The organism is Streptomyces sp. NPDC048361 (assembly GCF_040651795.1).
GTDB lineage: Bacteria > Actinomycetota > Actinomycetes > Streptomycetales > Streptomycetaceae > Streptomyces.
Genome location: NZ_JBEZKW010000065.1, coordinates 17,707 through 35,852 on the forward strand (window position 1 = coordinate 17,707; position 18,146 = coordinate 35,852).

At 71.3% G+C, this 18,146-nt stretch carries 18 protein-coding genes; 11 read left to right on the plus strand and 7 right to left on the minus strand.

Annotation, left to right across the window (positions count from 1 at the left end):
* The first annotated feature begins 5 nt into the window (after positions 1-5).
* The 4 genes from AB0D31_RS28850 to AB0D31_RS28865 are packed head-to-tail and all read left to right on the plus strand — an operon-like array spanning position 6 to position 4,135.
* Entirely contained in the window at positions 6-869 is an 864-nt protein-coding gene (locus tag AB0D31_RS28850) for an ArpA protein (protein ID WP_362728502.1), read from the plus strand.
* Entirely contained in the window at positions 809-2,290 is a 1,482-nt protein-coding gene (locus tag AB0D31_RS28855) for an amino acid permease (RefSeq protein ID WP_362728504.1), read from the plus strand. The genes AB0D31_RS28850 and AB0D31_RS28855 overlap by 61 nt, the downstream gene beginning before the upstream one ends.
* A 4-nt stretch (positions 2,291-2,294) precedes the next feature.
* Positions 2,295-3,338, plus strand: coding sequence for an ornithine carbamoyltransferase (locus AB0D31_RS28860; protein WP_362728506.1), 1,044 nt, complete (start codon positions 2,295-2,297; stop codon positions 3,336-3,338).
* Positions 3,335-4,135: an SDR family oxidoreductase gene (locus AB0D31_RS28865; RefSeq protein ID WP_362728507.1), complete on the plus strand. Its 801-nt coding sequence runs from the start codon at positions 3,335-3,337 to the stop codon at positions 4,133-4,135. The genes AB0D31_RS28860 and AB0D31_RS28865 overlap by 4 nt, the downstream gene beginning before the upstream one ends.
* A gap of 36 nt (positions 4,136-4,171) precedes the next feature.
* Here the strand turns inward: AB0D31_RS28865 and AB0D31_RS28870 are convergent, their stop codons facing one another.
* Positions 4,172-4,813 carry an SMI1/KNR4 family protein gene (locus AB0D31_RS28870; protein ID WP_362728509.1) on the minus strand — a complete coding sequence of 214 codons (642 nt, stop codon included), beginning with the start codon at positions 4,811-4,813 and terminating at the stop codon, positions 4,172-4,174.
* Positions 4,814-5,105: 292 nt separating this feature from the next.
* Here AB0D31_RS28870 and AB0D31_RS28875 point away from each other — a divergent pair, with 292 nt between their 5' ends.
* Together AB0D31_RS28875 and AB0D31_RS28880 are read left to right on the plus strand one after the other, a co-directional pair.
* The gene (locus AB0D31_RS28875; RefSeq protein WP_362728511.1) at positions 5,106-6,446 is read left to right on the plus strand and encodes an HlyD family efflux transporter periplasmic adaptor subunit; all 1,341 of its coding nucleotides are present in this window, start codon (positions 5,106-5,108) and stop codon (positions 6,444-6,446) included.
* Between the two features lie 98 nt (positions 6,447-6,544).
* A complete protein-coding gene (locus tag AB0D31_RS28880; protein WP_362728513.1) occupies positions 6,545-6,886 on the plus strand; it encodes a hypothetical protein in 342 nt (113 codons plus the stop codon).
* A 187-nt stretch (positions 6,887-7,073) separates the two neighbouring features.
* On the opposite strand, the gene nadE is transcribed toward AB0D31_RS28880, so the two are convergent.
* Entirely contained in the window at positions 7,074-7,904 is an 831-nt protein-coding gene (gene nadE / locus AB0D31_RS28885) for an ammonia-dependent NAD(+) synthetase (RefSeq protein WP_362728515.1), read from the minus strand.
* 198 nt (positions 7,905-8,102) lie between these two features.
* Complete coding sequence (locus AB0D31_RS28890; protein WP_362728517.1) at positions 8,103-8,660, minus strand: PadR family transcriptional regulator; 558 nt, start codon at positions 8,658-8,660, stop codon at positions 8,103-8,105.
* Between the two features lie 119 nt (positions 8,661-8,779).
* Here AB0D31_RS28890 and AB0D31_RS28895 point away from each other — a divergent pair, with 119 nt between their 5' ends.
* The 3 genes from AB0D31_RS28895 (at position 8,780) to AB0D31_RS28905 (ending at position 10,939) form a co-directional block, all read left to right on the plus strand.
* Positions 8,780-9,217: a nuclear transport factor 2 family protein gene (locus tag AB0D31_RS28895; protein ID WP_362728519.1), complete on the plus strand. Its 438-nt coding sequence runs from the start codon at positions 8,780-8,782 to the stop codon at positions 9,215-9,217.
* Between the two features lie 94 nt (positions 9,218-9,311).
* Complete coding sequence (locus tag AB0D31_RS28900; RefSeq protein ID WP_362728521.1) at positions 9,312-9,947, plus strand: 2Fe-2S iron-sulfur cluster-binding protein; 636 nt, start codon at positions 9,312-9,314, stop codon at positions 9,945-9,947.
* Positions 9,944-10,939: a xanthine dehydrogenase family protein subunit M gene (locus tag AB0D31_RS28905; protein ID WP_362728522.1), complete on the plus strand. Its 996-nt coding sequence runs from the start codon at positions 9,944-9,946 to the stop codon at positions 10,937-10,939. The genes AB0D31_RS28900 and AB0D31_RS28905 overlap by 4 nt, the downstream gene beginning before the upstream one ends.
* A 43-nt stretch (positions 10,940-10,982) precedes the next feature.
* On the opposite strand, the gene AB0D31_RS28910 is transcribed toward AB0D31_RS28905, so the two are convergent.
* Complete coding sequence (locus AB0D31_RS28910) at positions 10,983-11,501, minus strand: DUF6817 domain-containing protein (protein ID WP_362728535.1); 519 nt, start codon at positions 11,499-11,501, stop codon at positions 10,983-10,985.
* 226 nt (positions 11,502-11,727) lie between these two features.
* Here AB0D31_RS28910 and AB0D31_RS28915 point away from each other — a divergent pair, with 226 nt between their 5' ends.
* A complete protein-coding gene (locus AB0D31_RS28915; RefSeq protein ID WP_362728524.1) occupies positions 11,728-11,955 on the plus strand; it encodes a DUF5133 domain-containing protein in 228 nt (75 codons plus the stop codon).
* A 97-nt stretch (positions 11,956-12,052) separates the two neighbouring features.
* Here AB0D31_RS28915 and AB0D31_RS28920 read toward each other — a convergent pair whose 3' ends face one another.
* The 3 genes from AB0D31_RS28920 to AB0D31_RS28930 form a co-directional block, all read right to left on the minus strand.
* A complete protein-coding gene (locus AB0D31_RS28920; protein ID WP_362728526.1) occupies positions 12,053-13,321 on the minus strand; it encodes a VWA-like domain-containing protein in 1,269 nt (422 codons plus the stop codon).
* A complete protein-coding gene (locus tag AB0D31_RS28925; protein ID WP_362728537.1) occupies positions 13,318-14,541 on the minus strand; it encodes an AAA family ATPase in 1,224 nt (407 codons plus the stop codon). The genes AB0D31_RS28920 and AB0D31_RS28925 overlap by 4 nt, the downstream gene beginning before the upstream one ends.
* Positions 14,542-14,823: 282 nt before the next feature.
* Positions 14,824-16,272, minus strand: coding sequence for a hypothetical protein (locus AB0D31_RS28930; protein ID WP_362728527.1), 1,449 nt, complete (start codon positions 16,270-16,272; stop codon positions 14,824-14,826).
* Positions 16,273-16,561: 289 nt separating this feature from the next.
* Here AB0D31_RS28930 and AB0D31_RS28935 point away from each other — a divergent pair, with 289 nt between their 5' ends.
* The gene (locus AB0D31_RS28935) at positions 16,562-18,112 is read left to right on the plus strand and encodes an MFS transporter (protein ID WP_362728529.1); all 1,551 of its coding nucleotides are present in this window, start codon (positions 16,562-16,564) and stop codon (positions 18,110-18,112) included.
* The last annotated feature ends 34 nt before the right edge of the window (positions 18,113-18,146 follow it).

The following is an 18,146-nucleotide window of genomic DNA, read 5'->3' on the forward strand; positions in this document are numbered from 1 at the left end:
TTGTCATGATCGACGAAAGCGCACGCGCCGACAGCGTCGTCGACGCCCTGGAGCAGCATCTGGTCCACGAGGTCTCTCCCCTCCGTCTGCACCGCGCCCGCACCGCTTTTCTCACCCACGGTTTCGTGAAGACGGGCTTCCTCGCGCCGCACGACGTCAAGAAGCTGATCGCCGAGGAGACGGAAGCGCTGATCGGCCGCCATGCGGTGCGGCGGGACGGCGTGTTCGCCGAGACGGGCGGCACGCCGCGGCGGATGCACAACGTACGCCGTGCCGACATCGCCCAGCACGGCCGGATCCTTCCCCGTGTGTACGCGTCGTCCGGCCTCAGGGAAGCCCTGTCCGCCGTCGCGGCGGAAGACGTTCTCGAATGTCCCTATCCTCCCGAGCAATTCGTCATCACCGAGCTGACCCAGTCCGGCGACACGCATGGCTGGCACTGGGACGACTACAGTTTCGCGCTGGTGTGGGTGGTCGAATGCCCGCCGCTCGAACAGGGCGGATTCGTTCAGTGCGTACCCCGTACGGAGTGGAACAAGGAAAACCCGCAGTTGCACCGTAGTTTCCTGTCCAGCCCCATTCACTCGGTCGAACTCCAGCCCGGCGACCTCTATTTCCTGCGGTCCGACACGACGCTGCACCGGGTGTACCCCGTGACCGGCGGCAGGCGTCTCATCGTGAACATGGGATACGCCGCGCGCCGCGATCTGGCCAAGCCCCTGTCGCACGAGACCATGGACGCCCTGTGGGCGGATCCGGCGGAAGCCCGTGACACGTCCTCCTGCGGAACGGAACAGGAAGGCTCCCAGTGGCGGCGAACGTCCTGCGGCGGCACATCGGAGTCCCCGGGCTCGTCGTCCACTATCTGACCTCGGTCCTCGGCGTGGGCCTCCTGGTGATCCCGGTGCTCGCCTGGACCACCGCGGGGCCGCTGTCGCTCCTCGCATGGGCCGTCCTGATCCTCTACAGCTACCCGTTCGCGCTCGTCTTCGCCAAGCTCTCGACGTTGCACCCGACGAGCAAGGGGGTGGCGCAGTTCGTCGAGGTCGCCTTCGGCCGCCGGGCGGGCCGCATCGCCGCGCTCTACCTCCTGATGACCCTGCTCGCGGCCAACCCCGTCCTGGGGCTGATCGCCGGCCGCTACCTCATGGCCGCACTGGCGCCGGGCGCCTCCAACCGGGCGTCGCTCGCGGCCGGTGCGGGGGTCATCCTCGCCTGCGTCGCACTGAACCTGCTCGGCGTCAAGGTGAGCGGCCGTGTGCAGCTCGCCGTGCTCGTGGTCGTCACCGGCCTGCTGTGCACCGTCATGGTCCTCGCGCTCCCCCACGGCGGCACGGCCGGCCTCACACCGGTCGCACCGCACGGCTGGTCCGCTCTCGGCGACGCCCTGCTGATCTGCTTCTTCGGCTTCATCGGGTGGGAGAACGCGGCGCCCATCGCCGAGGAAGTACGCGACCCCGCCCGCACGTTTCCGCGGGGCATCCTCTGCGCCGTCTGTGTGGTGGGCGTCCTCTACTTCGCCATGGCCCTCACGGTCGCCCTCACCCTGCCGGCCGATCAGAACACCGCCGAGGGGCTCACCGGGTTCACCCGGCTGTTGCGGATCGCCACGGGCGCCGACCACGCCACCTCCGGGTATCTGGTGGCTTCGGTCCTGCTGGTGCTCACCACCAACGCCTGGTGCCTCGGGACGTCCCGGGTCGTCTTCGCGCTGGCCCGCGAGGGCATCGTCCCCCGTGGCCTGAGCCGGGTCTCGCCGCGCACCGGCACTCCGTCCCGTGCCGTGCTCGCCCTGGTGCCCGGCTACAGCCTCACCCTCGGGCTGCTCGTGGCCACCGACTCCAACGAGTCGGTCCTCATCAAAGCGTCCTCCGCCGCGTACCTCCTGGTATTCCTGCTCGCGTTCCTCTCCGCCGTACGACTCGTACGGACCGGGCCGATGCGTTGGACGAACTACCTGGTCACGGCTGTGACGGTGCTGATGCTGCCCTTCATGGGCGTCAGCATCGGGTACGCGGCCGGCATGTTCGCCGTGGCGGCGCTCGGCGAGTTCTGGCTGACCGGGCGGCAGCGCAGGGGAGTACGCCCGGCAGCCGTGCCCGGCGCGCACGCGGAGGCGCACGCGGGGCAGGCGCCGCCGTCGCCCGAGCCTCACCGACCCGCGGCCACCGCCCCGCACCGCCCTAACCACGCCCACCGTTCTAACCACCCGGAACACCCGAACCACCGGGAACACCCGGAACACCTTGGGCACCCTGAACACCCGCGGAACGACCCACGAGAGAGGTGACGCCGTGTTAGGCCGCCACATACTCGGAATGACCGATTTCTCCGCCGACGAGCTGCGCAGTCTGCTCGCCCTGGCCGACCGCATGAAGAGCGGTGAGGACACCCACGCCTACCTCGACGGAACCGACCTGGGGCTGCTGTTCCACGTACCCTCCACCCGCACCCGGGTCTCCTTCCAGGTGGCCGCCGCCCAACTGGGCGGACGCAGCTACACCTACGGTCCCGACGAGCTCCGCCTGGCCAACAACGAGACGGTCGAGGACACCGCCCGCGTCCTCAGCCGATACCTGAGCGCCCTCGTGGTGCGCTGGTACGACATGGCCGACTACGGCGCGGGCCACCGCAGGCTGCGCACCATGACGGAACACGCCTCCATCCCGGTCATCAACGCCCTGGACGACGAGGAACACCCCTGTCAGGTGCTCGCCGATCTGCTGACCCTGCGCGAGCGGTTCGGTGAGCGGCTCCCCGAGCGCCGGGTCGTCTACACCTGGGCGTACTCCTCCCGGCAGAAGACCCCCGGCGTTCTGCACTCCTCCCTGCTGGCCGCCGCGCTGCTCGGCCACCACGTCACGTTCGCGCACCCGCCCGGCTTCGACCTCGACGAGCGGTACGTCAAGGAGGCGCACTCCCTCGCCGCCGCGTCCGGCGCCCGGCTCGACTTCTGCGACGACATGGCGGAGGCGGTACGCGGCGCGGACGCCGTGTACGTACAGAGCTGGAAGTCCCTCCAGTTGACCGGGCAGGACGAGTGGCAGGCGCGGACCAGGCTCGCCGACCGGTGGCGGGTCACCGAGCCGCTGATGGCCCTGGCCGCTCCTGACGCGCCCTTCCTGGACTGCATGCCCAGCAACCGCGGTGAGGAGATGGACGCCGAGGTCAAGGACGGGCCCCGCTCCCTGATCCTGGAGCAGGCCGAGAACCGCCTGCACGCCCAGAAGGCACTGCTCGCCATGGTGCTGGGCAGCACGTCGGGGCCGGGCGGAGCGGGCGCGTCCACCGCGGCGGGTGGCGGGGCCGGCGCTTTCGGGGAAGGGGAGGGGCGATGAGCGGAGCTGCGGCGGTGCCGGGCCCGGCACCGGAATCGGCAGCGGAACCGGATCGTGTCGTCCTGGTCACCGGGGGCGCGGGCGGCATCGGCGCAGCCGTCTGTCGTCGCCTCGCCGACCATCGCACCACGCTAGCGGTGGCCGACCGCGATGCCGGGGCCGCCCGGGAGATCGCCCTGGAGGTACGGTCGGCCGGCGGCCGGGCCGAGCCGTTCGGCTGTGATCTGTCGCGGCCCGAGGACGTCGAGGCCCTGCTCGACGGTGTCGTCGGGCAGTTCGGCGCGCTGCACGGTCTGTGTACGGTCGCGGGCAGTATCCGGCGGGGTGATGTGACGGAGCTGACCCCGGCGGACTGGCGTGCCACCTTCGAGGACAACCTGGACTCGGTCTTCCTGACCTGCCGGGCGGCGATTCCTCATCTGACGCGCGCGGGTGGCGGCGCGATCGTCACGATCGCCTCGGGTTGGGGGCTCCGTGCGGGACGCCGTGCCGCCGCCTACTGCGCGGCGAAGGCGGGGGTGGTGATGCTGACGCAGGCCATGGCCCTCGACCACGCCCCGGCCGGCATCCGGGCCAACTGCGTGGCGCCGGGCGACGTACGCACCCCCATGCTCGAACGCGAGGCAGGTCAACTCGGCTGTCCAGTGGAGCAGTTCTACGCGGAGGCGGCGGACCGGCCGCTGAGGCGCATCGGCGAACCGAGGGAGATCGCCGACGCCGTGAGCTACCTGCTCGGCGAGGAAGCCTCCTTCGTCACCGGCGCGGTCCTGACGGTGGACGGCGGGGGCACGCTGTAGCCGCCGCCAGAGGGAGTAACGGTCACGCCACGGCTCTCACCCGGCGTCCGCGTCGTAGTGGAAGCTTCTGTACTCGGCGTTCATCAGCTCCCAGAACGACCGATGGCGGACCGCGCCGGGCAGCCAGTGCGCGAGGTGCCAGGCCTCCCATTCGCCGTCGGCGGTCATGACGCGGGGGTTGAGCAGATAGACATCCGTGCTGTTCGGCGTGTGACTGATCGTCAAGGTGTGGTGCAGGTAGTCGAGGCGCACCGAGACGGGGTCCTGGTCGTCGCCGTAGCGGAAGTACTCCTCGTCGCTCACACGCGACGAGGCGTCCGTGTGCCCCGCTGTCCAGGCGGAGACCAGCTCGGGGTCGAGGTCGCGGGTCCATCCGACTTCCTGGGCCGACAGGAGCCGGCCGATGTCATTCGTGGTGTCGAGCCAGCCGTTGCTGGTCAGCAGGAACTGCCGATAGCTCGGCGGCAGGGCCGCGCCCAGGCGCTGTTCGAGCGCGCGGAGGTCTTCGGCCGCGGCTCCGGCGCCACCCAGCCATCGCGCCTTTCGCACCTCCTCGGGGAACGGCTCTGCTCGTTCCTGTTCGTGCAGCACGGGGTCGAGCCACTCGTCGCTCCACCGCTGCAACAGCTCGCGCCACGCGAAGAGCTGACCCTCGTTCTGTTCCTGGGTGTTTCCCACGCCGAAAAGGTTACGCACGGGCACTGACAAGGCCGGGTCCTCTGTGTCAGGGTGCGCACCAGTGCCCTTGCCGCCCCTGCCATGGACGACAGAGCGTAAATAATGCCTCGCGCTCTGAGGGTGCGGTCAGGCAGAGTGAACGGCGGGGCGGGTGTGAACACGTAGGGCGAGCAGCCATTCCCGCTCCGTAGGCCTCGCGTACGCACAACGTGCCCGTTCGGCTAAGTTACTGGTCCGTAAGCTTGGCCGGGCGGACATGGCGGGCATATGGAGGGGCTGACACGCTCCCCGTATGAAGGTCCTTCCGCGGCTGCATAAAGCCGTCCTGTTGAACTCGGCGCTCGGTGTAGTGCTCATCGCGGCCGTGGGTGGTGCTTACGCGGTGGTGGACACCCCCGGCTCCGCTCACGCGCGCACGGACACGCGCACTGCCGCCGTCTCCACGGGAAAGGTGCAGGCGACCGTCACCGGGGCCGGGTTGCTGACGTCGCCCAGCGACGCCGGTGTCAACTTCACCACCGGTGGACAGCTGACCAAGGTCGACGTCAAGCCCGGCGACAAGGTCGCCAAGGGCCAAGTGCTCGCGAAGGTCGACGACAAGGCGGCGCGCCTGGTGCTCGCCGAGTCCAAGACCTCGCTCGCGGCGGCCAAGGCGTACCTCGACAAGGTGGCGCTCGGTCAGCCGGCCGGCCCGTCGCCCAGCGCCGGCACCAACACGCCGGGCGGGGCGAGCCACTCCCCCGGCCCGACGCCCAAGAGCACACCGACGCCCACCCCCACACCGACGCCCTCGAAGCCCACCCCCACACCGTCCGAGTCGACCCCGCCCGCCGCCGTGTCCGGTGTGTCCTTCGTCCATGACGTCTCGTACGTGCGGGTGGTCCCCGTGGTGGCTCCGTCCGTGGACCCCACTCAACTCCTCCAGGCCCAGACGCAGGTGGCTCAGGCGCAGAGCGCGGTCGACACCGCACAGCGCACGCTCGACGGAACGGTTCTGACGGCTCCGGTCGACGGCACGGTCGCGTCCGTGGGCGCCACCGTCGGCCAGACGGTGACCGGTACGACGTACACCGCCGGAGCGGGTGCCGTCCCGGGTGCGCTGCCGGCGCCCGGCACCACGGGCGGCCCCGCCACGAACGGCGCCCCGGCCGCGCCGAGCGGCTTCATCGCCCTCACCAACCCGACCGGCATGCAGGCCAAGGCGAACGTCTCGGAGGCGGATGCCCTGCGGCTCAAGCCCGGGCAGTCCGCCACGGTCACCCTGACCGCCCAGTCGACCACCGTGCTCAACGCGAAGGTACTTTCGGTCGGGACCCTGGCCGTCAACGGCGGCGCCCCGGCCAACGCGGCGCAGTACCCCGTGACGCTCGACATCATGGGGCCGACGAAGGATCTGCACACCGGTCAGGGCGTCAGCGTCCAGATCGTCGCCGGTGAAGCGTCCGACGCCTTGTTCGTGCCGACGGCGGCGTTGAGTGGCACCGGCTCCCAGCGCACCGTGACGGTCGTCGCGCCCGATGGCACGGCGCATGCCACCGAGGTGGGCGTGGGCGTCGAGTCGGACACGAACACCCAGATCACCGGCGGCCTGACGCTCGGTCAGAAGGTGCGGATCACCACCGTCGCACCCTGAGGCGACGCCGCCCGCAGAGGGACAACTTACATATGAACAACCCACATGGGGACGCCCCGCACGGGGGCCCCACACCGGGACAAGGGAGTACCGAAGACATGGCCCGAGACCGTGACCCGTTCACGAAGGCCGACGGCCAGGACCCCGCGGCGGCCCCGCCTGCCACCACCGCCTCGCCCGTCCTGAGCACGGCCCCCACGGCGCGGCAGGCACGGACCGGTGGCGCACTCGACGCCACGACCGCCCTCCCCCAGCCCGGCACCGCCGCGCAGCCCTCGCCGCAGGCGGGGCCGGCGGCCGAGGCCCCGGACGGCACGGAGAAGCGCGGCATCGCAGCGTGGCTCACGATGCCGTGGCTGACGCTGCCGCTCGCCGTAGGCATCGTGGCGGCGCTCGGCTTCATCGCGGGCGTACTGGTGGAGAGGCACCAGCTTCCCTAGGTCTTCCCCAGGTGCATGCGTGGCACGTGGTGTACCCGCGTCGCACACGGTGCACCCGCGTCACACGTCGTGGCTTCTCATCGCACACGTCCTCATCGCACACGTCGCAGATACATGAGGCGGGCCCCCGGTTCCCCGGGGGCCCGCCTTAGGCGATCCTGCGCACAGGACGGAGGGAGCTCAACGATCAGGGGGCGATGGGCAGTTGGCGCTTGTGCTCGGTGAGGCGGTAGCGGGCGACGATCGTGTCGAAGACCTTCTGGTCCACCGGCTTGCCTTCGAGGAAGTCGTCGATGTCGTCGTACGTGACGCCGAGGGCGTCCTCGTCGGCCCTGCCCGGGGCGAGGGTCTCCAGGTCGGCGGTGGGAACCTTGCGGACGAGTTCGGCGGGCGCGCCCAGCGCGTCGGCGACCGCGCGGACCCGGCGCTTGGTCAGTCCGGTCAGCGGCACCAGGTCGGCGGCGCCGTCGCCGAACTTGGTGAAGAAGCCGGACACCGCCTCCGCTGCGTGGTCGGTCCCGACGACCAGGCCGTTGTGGGCACCGGCCACCGCGTACTGGGCGATCATCCGCTGGCGCGCCTTGATGTTGCCGAGGACGAAGTCCTGGTGACCGTCGCCGTCGAAGCCCACACCGGCCGTGAGCGCGGCGTGGAGCGCCGCGTCGCTCGCGGGCTTGATGTCCACGGTGAGCACCTGGTCGGGCTGGATGAAGGAGAGCGCGACCCGGGCGTCGTGTTCGTCGGCCTGGACACCGTAGGGCAGCCGCATCGCGTAGAACCGCGCCTCGTGCCCGGCGGCCCTCGCCCGCTCCACGGCGAGCTGGCAGAGCCGGCCCGCGGTGGTGGAGTCGACTCCACCGCTGATGCCGAGGACCAGACAGCGCAGTCCGGTGGAGGTGAGCCGCTCGGCGAGGAAGGCCACCCGGCGCTCGATCTCCCGCTCGGCCTCGAAGACCGTGGCGACCTGGAGTTCCCGGGCGATCTCCTGCTGCAGGGCGATGGACGCCGTCTCGCTCACGTCTGCTCCTTGGTGCGGTTGGTGAAGATGTTGTCGCGCCCACCCTAACCAAGCCCGCTTCACCAGGTCGGCCACGGATCCCGGAACGCACGCCCGGTCGCGGCGCGCACGCAGGGCCCAGCTCCACCCTTCGGCCTCTCCCTCTCCCTCTCAGCCTCTGCCTCTCAGCCTCCGCCTCTCAGCCTCTGCCTCTCCTTCTCAGTCCTTCCCGCGCTGGCGCAGGACGGCCGCGATCCGTCGGCACCAGTCGCTGTGCTCCTGCTCGAAGGCGAGGCCGCGCAGGCCCGTCAGATACGGTCCGATCCGCTCGCCGTGGAGCAGGAACTCCTCCTCGTCCGCCTCGCCCCGCAACTGCCGCAACAGCGCGCCGAGCACGGCGACCTTGGCGTCGGCGGCCGCCGCCCGCTCGTCGAGCTGGGCGATCACCGCCTCGGTGCCGATGCGGTCGGCGCTCTGCACCTTGACGAGGAGGTCGTCGCGGATGAAGGAGGGCTTGGATGCGGCCTCTGCGAAGTTCTCCAGCTCGGCGCGGCCTGCATCGGTGACCGTGAAGAGCCGCTTGTTCGGCCGGGTCTCCTGGACCACCTGGCGGCCGGCGACCAAGCCGTCCTTCTCCAGCTTGGCGAGCTCCGCGTAGAGCTGCTGGGGCAGGGCGTGCCAGAAGTTGGCGACGCCGATGTCGAACGCCTTGGCCAGCTGGTAGCCGCTGTACTCGCCGTCCAGCAGCGCCGCCATCACCGCGTGTCGCAAAGCCATGCCGAGCCCCTTCCCTTTATCCGGCGCCTGGAGCATTCTACTCAAGAACCTGAATAGTCAAATTGTTGAGTATGAGGAGCCTCATGGAATCCACGGAACGCCCTGCACGCACGGAGCCCGTGACGACTGCCGACCTCTTCCGCGCCGCCGCGGAGAAGCAGGATCTCGCCGCGCTCGACGGCCTGTTCACCGAGGACATCCGGCTGTACAGCCCGGTCAAGTTCGTGCCCTTCGAAGGCAAACCGATGGTGCTCGGGCTTTTAGGAGTGCTGGTGCGCGTCCTCGCGGACCTGCGCTACATCGGGCACTACGAGGGCACTGCCGAGACCAGCGCCGACGGCGAGGAGGCGCCGTCGGTGGTCCTGCCCTTCCGGGCCACGGTGGACGGCAAGGAGATCCACGGCATCGACCTGCTCCACTTCGACGAGGCCGGCCGGATCAAGGAGTTCACCGTGATGGTGCGCCCCCAGTCCGCGGTGCACGCCCTGGGCCGTGCGGTGCTCGCGGGACTGGTCGCCGACGGGCTCGCGCCGGCGCCCGCGCCCGGTGACCACTAGCGGGGCCGCGCTCAAGATGCCGGAGGCGGTGAGCTGGGCGAGGGTGGGGAACGCGGTCAAGCTGCCGACTGTCCGGATCGAGGAGCCCACGACGATGGAACCTAGACACGGCCTGAGCGACGGGAGCCCGGCACCGGGCGCCCAGACCGAACCGGGCGCGACCGAGTCGCATGTGACCCTGCGGGTGAACGACACCACCCACAGGGTCGAACTGGACCACCGCGTCACCCTCCTGGAGTGTCTTCGCGACAACCTGGGCCTGACCGGCTCGGGCAAGGGCTGCGACGACGGAGGGTGCGAGGCGTGCGCGGTGCTGCTCGACGGCCGTCGCGTCGCCAGCTGCCTGCTGCTGGCCGTCGGACAGGAGGGGCGCGAGATCGTCACGATCGAAGGCCTCGCCGCCTCCGTCGGTCCGGAGGACGACCGCCATCCGCTGCGGAGCCCCGGCCCCGACCGGGACACCGTGCGGTGCGGCTACTGTGCCCCGGGCCGGCCACCCGCTTCCGCGGGCACACCCGCCGCGGCTGCCGCGGGCCAGTCCTCCGTCGTCAGCGAAATGGACTTGCCGTCCGAGGCGGCGGTGCAGCTGACCGCCGTCGAGGTCCGCGAGCAGCTCAGCGGCAACCTGTGCAGGTGCGGTGCCTACCCGAGCATCACCGAGGCGCTGCAGGACATGGACTCCCAGGGCGCGCCTGAACAGGGGATGGCCATACAGGAGGTGACCACATGAAGCCGGTCGCCTATGTGTGCCCGCACAGTGTGACGGAGGCGGCCGCCGCCCACGGCGGACGTCCGGAAGCCCGCTACCTCGGCGGTGGCACCAACCTCGTGGACCTGATGCGGCAGGGCATCGACCGCCCCGACGTCGTGGTCGACATCACCCGATTGCCCCTGGACCTGATCGAGGAGCAGCCGGACGGTTCGCTGAGGGTCGGGGCGACCGTACGCAACAGCGATCTCGCCGCCCATCCGGCGGTGCAGCGGCGCTATCCCGTACTGCCGCAGGCACTGCTCAGCGGCGCCTCGGACCAGCTGCGCAACATGGCCACCACGGCGGGGAACCTCCTGCAGCGGACCCGCTGCGGCTACTTCCAGGACCTGTCGAGGCCGTGCAACAAGCGGGTGCCCGGCAGTGGCTGCGGGGCGCTCGACGGGGTCAACCGTGATCACGCGATCTTCGGTCACTCCCCCCACTGCGTCGCCACCCACCCCTCCGACCTGGCGGTGGCACTCGCGGCGCTCGACGGCGCGGTCGAGCTGGCCTGCTCCACGGGGACCCGCAGCGTGCCCGTGGCCGAGTTCCTCCGGCTGCCGCAGGACAGGCCCGAACAGGACACGGTGCTCAGGCCCGGCGAACTCATCACCGGTGTTCTGCTGCCGGCCCTGCCGGACGGCACGGTCTCCCGCTATCGCAAGGCGCGGGACCGCGCGGGCCACACCTTCGCGCTGGCTTCCGTCGCCGCCGTGCTGCACCTCGATCGCGGAGTGGTCGACCACCTGGCCGTCGCCTTCGGCGGGCTCGCCCACCGGCCCTGGCGCGCCCGGCGCACCGAGGCCGCGCTGCTCGGTACCGTCCCCACCGCCGAGTCCGTCGCGCAGGCGGTGGAGGCGGAGCTGGCCGACGCCGTTCCCCTGCGCCACAACGGCTACAAAGTGGATCTGGCCCGTGGTCTGGCCCGGGAGATGCTCGGCTCGCTGACCACACAGCCCCGCCCGTCCTGAGAGAGCGCCTTTCAGCGTCCGGTCGTCGCCCGTACTCAGCTGCTCAGCCGCCTGTCTCCCCCAGCACCTGGCAGCACTGCGCCCAGGCCGGATCCGAGAGCAGCGGGCGCCACCGGGTGAACAGGGCGAGCAGGCCGACCGCGTGGTCGGCATGGAACTGCGGGCTGACCATGGCGAGGTCCAGCTCATTGGCGGCGGTGATCTCGGCGAAGTCCCGACGGGCACGCAGCTCCGGACATGTATGTGCGCCGGTGAAGCGGTCCACGAACACCCCGTGGTCCAGGGCGAGTTGGCGGTACGAGGACCTGCGGTCACACGCGGCGTAGACATACACGATCTCTTCGGCTTCGGCGCCGATGGTCTCGGCCACCTCCGCGCGGCGTTCCAGGCCGACCAGTGCCGTCGCGAACCCGTCGGTCCCGTAGAAGGCGTGGCACAGGCCGGCCGTGGCGAGCGCGGGCCGAGCGCCCCATGCGGTCAGCAGGTCGCCGGTCCGGCGCAGATGCGCCAGGAGTGTGCCGCCCGGGTGCTCGACCCCCGCGGCTCCGGCCTTCTCCAGCATTCTCAGCGCCTGAGCGTTCACGCCTATGACGTGCCCACCTTCCGTACGAGGGAACCGCCTGCGCCCTCCCGCCCCGGTACCCTGCCGGTGGCGCGCGCGGAGGGCACGTACCACCAGCCGACGCCACGTACACCCAGCCGTGTTGTGGTCGGTACGTGTAGGTCCGGGAATGGCGGGCACCAGATGACACACATAGTGACCATGTCGACTGGAGAGGTCTCCACTCATGCTGATGGCGCATCCGGCAGTGCTCCGCGATCTGCTCGACGAGTACGAGGCCCTCCTCGTGCTGAACGCCGCCGAGGGCGACGAATCGACGCGGCAACGGCTGGACGACGTGACCTACACCCTGTGTGTGTCGACGGGGACGCGGGACATCGACGCCGCCGTGATCGCCGCGCGGCACCGGCTTCCCGGTGCGCGGACCTTCGACGACTCGGTGCTCACGGCCTGACGGACCTCACCAGGGCGGCCCCGGCCTTGCCGCGGGCCGCCGAAGTATGAGACGGCCGGACCCCTCGGCGTTGGACCGCTCTCACTGCCCGCGTGTCTCACCGCCCGCGTGACGACGTACCGATCTCCACGACACGCGCCCACGCCGGCGCGACGTGCGGTACGTGGTCGGGGTCGTCCTCCTTCCACGACGAGGCGCCGCCGCCCCGCGGAAACAGCCCCACCACCGTTCGGCAGGCCGGCCGTGTGGACGGCCAGGGTGTCTGGCCGTCGGTGAGGACGACGACAACGTCCGGACGGGGCCTGGCCGCAAGGGCCTTGGTGAACCCGGCGCGCAAGTCCGTACCCCCTCCGCCCATCAAAGGGATTCCCTGGCCGCGGCACAGTGAGTGCACCAGGCCCGCCGCGGCGTCGCACGACACCACGCCGACCAGGTCGCGACGCCCGCCCAGGGCTTGGGCGATGGCCGCCACCTCCAGGAGCGCGCTGCCCAGTTCGGCGTCGCAGACCGACCCGGAGGTGTCGACCACCACGCTGACCCTCGGCGGCTTGGCGCGCAGACTCGGCAGGACGACGCGCGGCACCCCGGCCGAGCGCCGCGACGGGCGGCCGTAGGTGTAATCCTGACCCGCGCCCGCACCTGAGGCGGCCGAGCGGAGCGCCGCCCCCAGCAACTCGCGCCACGCCTGCGGTGGATGGAACGCCTCCTCGGCCCACCTGCGCCACCCTTTCGACGCGGTGCCCGGCCGCCCCGTGATGCCCTGGGCCACGCGGAAGCGGATCGCGTCGCGCTCGTGGCCGCTCAGACCGTGGGCGCCGTCGGGGCCCCACTCCCATGGGCGATCGAGGCCGTCGGCACCACTGCCGCAGTCGAGCCAGGCCGTCAGCTGGGTGCTGGGACCGAGCCCGAAGGTGAGCAGGTAGTCCTCCATGAGCTCGCCCGGGCGCAGCCCGAGGGACCGGGGTTCGACCACCCATGGGGGCCGTACGAGACCGTCGCCATACACATCGTCGTTGATCTCGCAGTCCGCGGCGACGTTCATCCGCAGGCGCTGGGCCGGCCCGCTCAGCCCCCGCTCACGCGCGAGCCGGTCGCTGCGCCCGTGGTGGTCGCGGAGCAGGTGCGACACCTCGTGCACCCATACGGCGGCCAGTTCCTCCACCGGCGTGCGGGCCACGAAGGCGGGCGACACATAGCACCGCCAGTACCGGTCGACACCCATGGTGGGTACGCGCCGCGACTCCACGGGGTGCAGGGCGAAGAGCGCCGCCGCGAGATAGGGCCGTACCCGGGCTGCGTGCAGCCGCGCGGCGAAGAGCTTGTCGTAGTCGAGGGCTCCGGGTGCCGCAGGGTCCTGCGGGCTCATCGGCGTCCCTTCGTCGTCGTGCGCGCACGGGCCGCCGCGTCGTCGGCGCGCCGGGAGATGGAGACCGCTCCGGCGAGGCGCTCGATCGCCCCGGGCACGTCCCAGCCCTCCTCGCGCAGCGAGGCGAGTGTGGTGGCCGGGACGACCACGAGGTCCGGCGGGCCGCTCTCCAGCGCGTTGACCAGCAGCGTCCAGGCCGCGTCCCAGCGGGCCTTGTCGGGACGCCCGCGTACGGCTGCCACGACCGCGTCGAGTACCGCCTGGCGCAGGTCGCCTCGTTCGGGCAGGGTGGCGGCCGCCGGGTCGGCGAGCAGGTCCTCGGGGTCCGGCAGGTCCATCCGGTCGAGACCGGCCAGAAATTCGAGGCCGGGCCCGTCACCGACGGTCCCCCGCACCAGCTGGGAGAGTACGTCGCGGGAGGCACCGGCGGCGGTGGCGAAGGCCGTCAGGCGCAGAGTCATCTCCCAGCTGCGGGGCGACGGCCACGGACCGCCACGGCGGGTCTCGCTGCTGGGCAACTGGTGGACGAGCGAGGGCCGGGCGGCGAGCAGCCCGCACACCGCGCGGCGGGCGAAGCCCACGGCTTCGGGGAGCTTCTCGGGGGCCAGGCGGGGCAGCGTGGCCCGTGGCCAGGTCCCTCCGAGGCCGCGTACGACGACCTCGTGGTCGTGGGTCCACTGGAGGTGCACGAACCGGTTGGCGAGCGGCGGGCTCAGCTCCCATCCGTCGGCGGCCGAGGACCGCGGGTTGGCCGCGGCCACGATCCTTACGCCGGGCGGCAGTTGGAGGGTGCCGATGCGCCGCTCCAGTACGAGCCGGAGCAGCGCGGCCTGCACCGCGGGCGGCGCGGTGGACAGTTCGTCGAGGAAGAGCAGCCCGCGGCCGGCCCGTACGAGTCGTACGGCCCAGTCCGGCGGTGCCATCGGGACCCCTTGTTCGGCGGGGTTGTCGCCCACGACGGGCAGCCCGGAGAAGTCGGACGGCTCGTGCACGCTGGCGATCACGGTGGTCAGCGGAAGGTCGAGGGCGGCGGCCAGCTGGGTCAGCGCGGCGGTCTTGCCGATGCCGGGCTCGCCCCACAACAGGACGGGCAGGTCTGCGGAGACGCTGAGGGTGAGGGCGTCGAGCTGCGGCTCGGGGCGCGACTCCGTGGCGGTATCGCTCAGCAAGTCCAACAGGGCCTGTGCGACGTCGAGTTGAGGAGCGTCGGATGCATACACGGGGCGGGGGTCGGCGAGGTCGTCAGGGTGGCCGTCGACCGGGCCGGACGGATGCGCGCCGGCCTCGCCGGACGAACGCGTATCGGCCACGCCGGACGGATAAGGGCCGGCCGGCCCCGACGGGTGGCTGTCTGCCGGGCCGGACGGACGGGTGGCGGGAAATGCGAGCGGGGCGTGTGTGGACATACGGGATCACCTGGTGGTTCGGAGGGGCAGGGCGGACCGCGCCACGTGCGGCGTGACGGGGTGTGGGGTGGGGTGGCGAAGAGTGGTGCGGGCCGGTCAGCGGACGTGGGCGAGCCGGGGGTGCGAGCGGTTGTCGCTCGGGCGGGAGCCGGGCGGTGCACAGCGATGGTCGGGTGCGGGCCCGTTCAGACCCGAGCGGTACAGGCCGTACGCGATCTTCCGCCGGGCGGCTTCCTCAAGGGCGTCCTTGAGTCCGCCGCTGCGCAACACCGCTTCCGGGCCCAGAAGTTGCTCGACGACGGCCAGTGCGCCGGCGATGTCTCCGTGGTCGAGCCGTTCGCGGACCCCGACGAGGCATTCCGGGCGACGGTGCGCCTCGTCGACGGCGCGCAGACAGGGAAGCGGCGTACCACCGAGTGCGGCCAGGAGCTCTTCTCTGCGAACTTCATCGGGGTCGTGATCGAGTGCGGACAGGATCCCGTCGCGGAGCCCGATCCGGTGCCGTTCGCCCCGGCACTCCACGAACCGTGCGCGGCCCGGCCCGTCCGGTCGGCTTCGCGCCCGTAGAGCCCTTACAGGCGGAGGCGGGGGGCTTCCCGACGGGCGTGCCGGTGCGAGTGCCTCTGCGACGAGCGGATGCAGACGGTCGGCGGTGAGGGAGCCGGTGCGCAACAGCTCAAGGTCGGGCGCTTCCCAGGTCGCCGCGTCGGGCAGGATCAGCGCCGCCGTGCCGGTGACCGCCCGAGGCTCGGCGAGGCGCAGGACGGGTGGGCCGAGGCCGTCGGGCTGGTCCGCGAGTTCGAGGACCAGCCGGTCTCCGGTTCCGAGCCGTACGGTCACCGGACCGTTCGAGCGCCCTTCCGCGTGCAGCAGAAGGGCGGCCTCGGCGCCCCAGCGGCGCAGGGCACAGGCCCTCGTCGGCGGCACCGCGGCGGGGACCCGGGGATCCAGTACGGGCTCGCCGGGGGCGGGCGACGCGTCGGGCCCGTCGGCGCCGGCCCTGGTCGCCAGCTCGCCGGTCCGGCGCGCGTCCCACAGGTGCCGGTGCAGGTCGAGGCGGAACCGCGGGTGGGGGCGTGGGCGGGGATGGCGGGCTGCGGCGGACGTCTCGGCGTGCGGGCCGTGCCACAGGTCGAGGCTCATCCGCTGACCGGCGTCCGCCCAGGCGGGCGGTGTGCGGACGACGAGATGTACGGGGCTGTCGCGGCCGCCTCCCCCGGGGTCCCCGTACCGGGCCAGAGTGAGGGTCAGACCGGGGCGGAGCAGCCCGTCGGGAGCGATGCGCGGCAGATGCCAGCGCAACAAGTCGGGCGCCAACTGGCGTATATCTGACCGGACTTGGGCCGAGAGCGCCCGGCCGTGGGTGCGGGCCACGGAGCGGAGGTCGAGATCGACGTCGACATGTGCGGCGGCACAGGCCCCGGACCAGTCCCCCGTAAAGCGGCGGTCGGTCGCGGTCTCGATCATGGCGGGCGGCACGGCGAACTCGCGCACGCGCAGCCAGAGGGAAAGGCGGGATTCCTCGTTCGCGATCTGAGTGAGCATCAGCACTCACCTTGCGCGGACGGGTCCCCCATTCTGCTGGTGGAAGTAGTCATCGCGGGGAGCATAGCCGCCTGTTCCTGATCTGTCAGATGAAATTTCCGCTCAGCCTCGTCCGGGGCCGGAGCGCTTGGAGCGGACTCTGGAACTGAAGCCGGAGGTGGAGCAGGAGCTGAAGCCGGGCCTGGTCCGGATCCCGGTCTTGATCGACTGGTGGCGCCCAGGAGCCGGGCATAAGGTCGAACGGTGGGCGACAGAGTCCGCAGTCCCTCGTGCGAGGGCAAGGTCCGCCATGACGAGTTCGCAGCCGACACCCACGATCGCGACCGCGGCCCCCGGCAGGCGGGGAGGCAGCGGCAAAGGGATCGCACTCCTGGTCATCGCCTCGTGCCAGTTGATGGTGGTGCTCGACGTCACCATCGTGAACATCGCACTCCCGCACATACAGAACGCGCTGCACTTCTCCACCACCGGCCTCGCCTGGGTGGTGAGCGCCTACACACTCACCTTCGGCGGGCTGCTCCTGCTGGGCGGGCGCACCGGTGACATCCTCGGCCGCCGCAAGGTCTTCATGTGCGGTGTGCTGCTCTTCGCGCTCGCCTCGCTGCTCGGCGGACTGTCGCAGAGTTCAGGCCAGTTGCTCGCCGCGCGCGCCGTCCAGGGCGTCGGCGGCGCCATCGCGTCGCCGACCGCGCTCGCGCTCATCACCACGACCTTCACCGAAGGCCTCGAACGCAATCGTGCCTTCGGCGTCTTCGCGGCGGTCTCCGCCGGCGGCAGCGCCATCGGACTGCTCGCCGGCGGCGTACTCGTCGAATGGCTCGACTGGCGCTGGGTGCTGTTCGTCAACGTACCCATCGCCGTGCTGATCCTCCTGGCCACGCCCCGCCACATCAAGGAGTCCGAGCGCCATTCCGGCCACTTCGACCTCGCCGGAGCCCTGACCTCCACCCTGGGCATGGTGGCGCTGGTCTATGGCTTCATCCGGGCCGCCCAGGAGGGCTGGCGCGACGCCTTCACGCTGGGGTCGTTCGGTGCCGCGGTGGTGCTTCTCGTCGCCTTCGTCCTGGTCGAGCGGCGCTCGCAGCAGCCGATCACTCCGCTGCACATGTTCGCCGACCGCAACCGGGCGGGCACGTACGGCATCATGCTGAGCTTGTCCGCCGCGATCTTCGGCATGTTCTTCTTCCTCACGCTGTTCGTGCAGAACGTGCTGGGGTTCACCCCGCTCCGGGCCGGTCTCGCCTTCCTTCCGGTCAGCGCGATCATCGCGGTGGGCGCGGGGCTCGCTTCCCAACTCCTGCCGAAGTACGGCCCGAAGCCCTTCATGGTGACGGGCTCGCTGCTGGCCGCGGCCGGGCTCGCATGGCTCACGCAGACAGATGTCCACTCGACCTACGGGGGCAGCATCCTGGGTCCGATCCTCGTGTTCGGCCTCGGCATGGGTCTCAACTTCGTCTCGCTGACCCTGATGGCCGTTTCCGGCGTCCCCCCGCACGAGGCGGGCGCCGCGTCCGGCATGCTCAACGCCACCCAGCAGGTGGGTGGTTCGCTGGGTCTGTCCATTCTGGTCACCGTGTTCGGCACGGCCAGCCGCAACGCGGCGACCGACCAGGTGCCCAAGTTCCTGGGTCAGGCCGACCCGGCGCAGCGTCTGATGTTCCGGCGCACCGGGACCCTGCCCCGCCCCTGGAGCGACCAGGTGCTGACCTCAGGGGTGTCGACCGCGTTCGTCGTGGCCACGGCGTTCGCTCTGGTCGCGGGACTGATCGCGGTGTTCGCCATCCAGGTCCGCCCCTCGGACCTCGAACGGCTCCAGGGCGCGCGGCCCACCGGACCCTGAGGGCTCCAGGGCGCGCGGCCCACCGGACCCTGAG

Excerpts from the sequence above, each read along its gene's own strand:
- AB0D31_RS28910 (WP_362728535.1), bottom strand. The coding sequence starts at position 11,501 with ATGCTGGAGAAGGCCGGAGCCGCGGGGGTCGAGCACCCGGGCGGCACA.
- AB0D31_RS28920 (WP_362728526.1), bottom strand. The coding sequence starts at position 13,321 with ATGAGCCCGCAGGACCCTGCGGCACCCGGAGCCCTCGACTACGACAAG.
- AB0D31_RS28865 (WP_362728507.1), top strand. The coding sequence starts at position 3,335 with ATGAGCGGAGCTGCGGCGGTGCCGGGCCCGGCACCGGAATCGGCAGCG.
- AB0D31_RS28900 (WP_362728521.1), top strand. The coding sequence starts at position 9,312 with ATGGAACCTAGACACGGCCTGAGCGACGGGAGCCCGGCACCGGGCGCC.
- AB0D31_RS28880 (WP_362728513.1), top strand. The coding sequence starts at position 6,545 with ATGGCCCGAGACCGTGACCCGTTCACGAAGGCCGACGGCCAGGACCCC.
- AB0D31_RS28915 (WP_362728524.1), top strand. The coding sequence starts at position 11,728 with ATGCTGATGGCGCATCCGGCAGTGCTCCGCGATCTGCTCGACGAGTAC.
- AB0D31_RS28935 (WP_362728529.1), top strand. The coding sequence starts at position 16,562 with ATGACGAGTTCGCAGCCGACACCCACGATCGCGACCGCGGCCCCCGGC.
- AB0D31_RS28930 (WP_362728527.1), bottom strand. The coding sequence starts at position 16,272 with ATGCTCACTCAGATCGCGAACGAGGAATCCCGCCTTTCCCTCTGGCTG.
- AB0D31_RS28905 (WP_362728522.1), top strand. The coding sequence starts at position 9,944 with ATGAAGCCGGTCGCCTATGTGTGCCCGCACAGTGTGACGGAGGCGGCC.
- AB0D31_RS28875 (WP_362728511.1), top strand. The coding sequence starts at position 5,106 with ATGAAGGTCCTTCCGCGGCTGCATAAAGCCGTCCTGTTGAACTCGGCG.
- AB0D31_RS28850 (WP_362728502.1), top strand. The coding sequence starts at position 6 with ATGATCGACGAAAGCGCACGCGCCGACAGCGTCGTCGACGCCCTGGAG.
- AB0D31_RS28890 (WP_362728517.1), bottom strand. The coding sequence starts at position 8,660 with ATGGCTTTGCGACACGCGGTGATGGCGGCGCTGCTGGACGGCGAGTAC.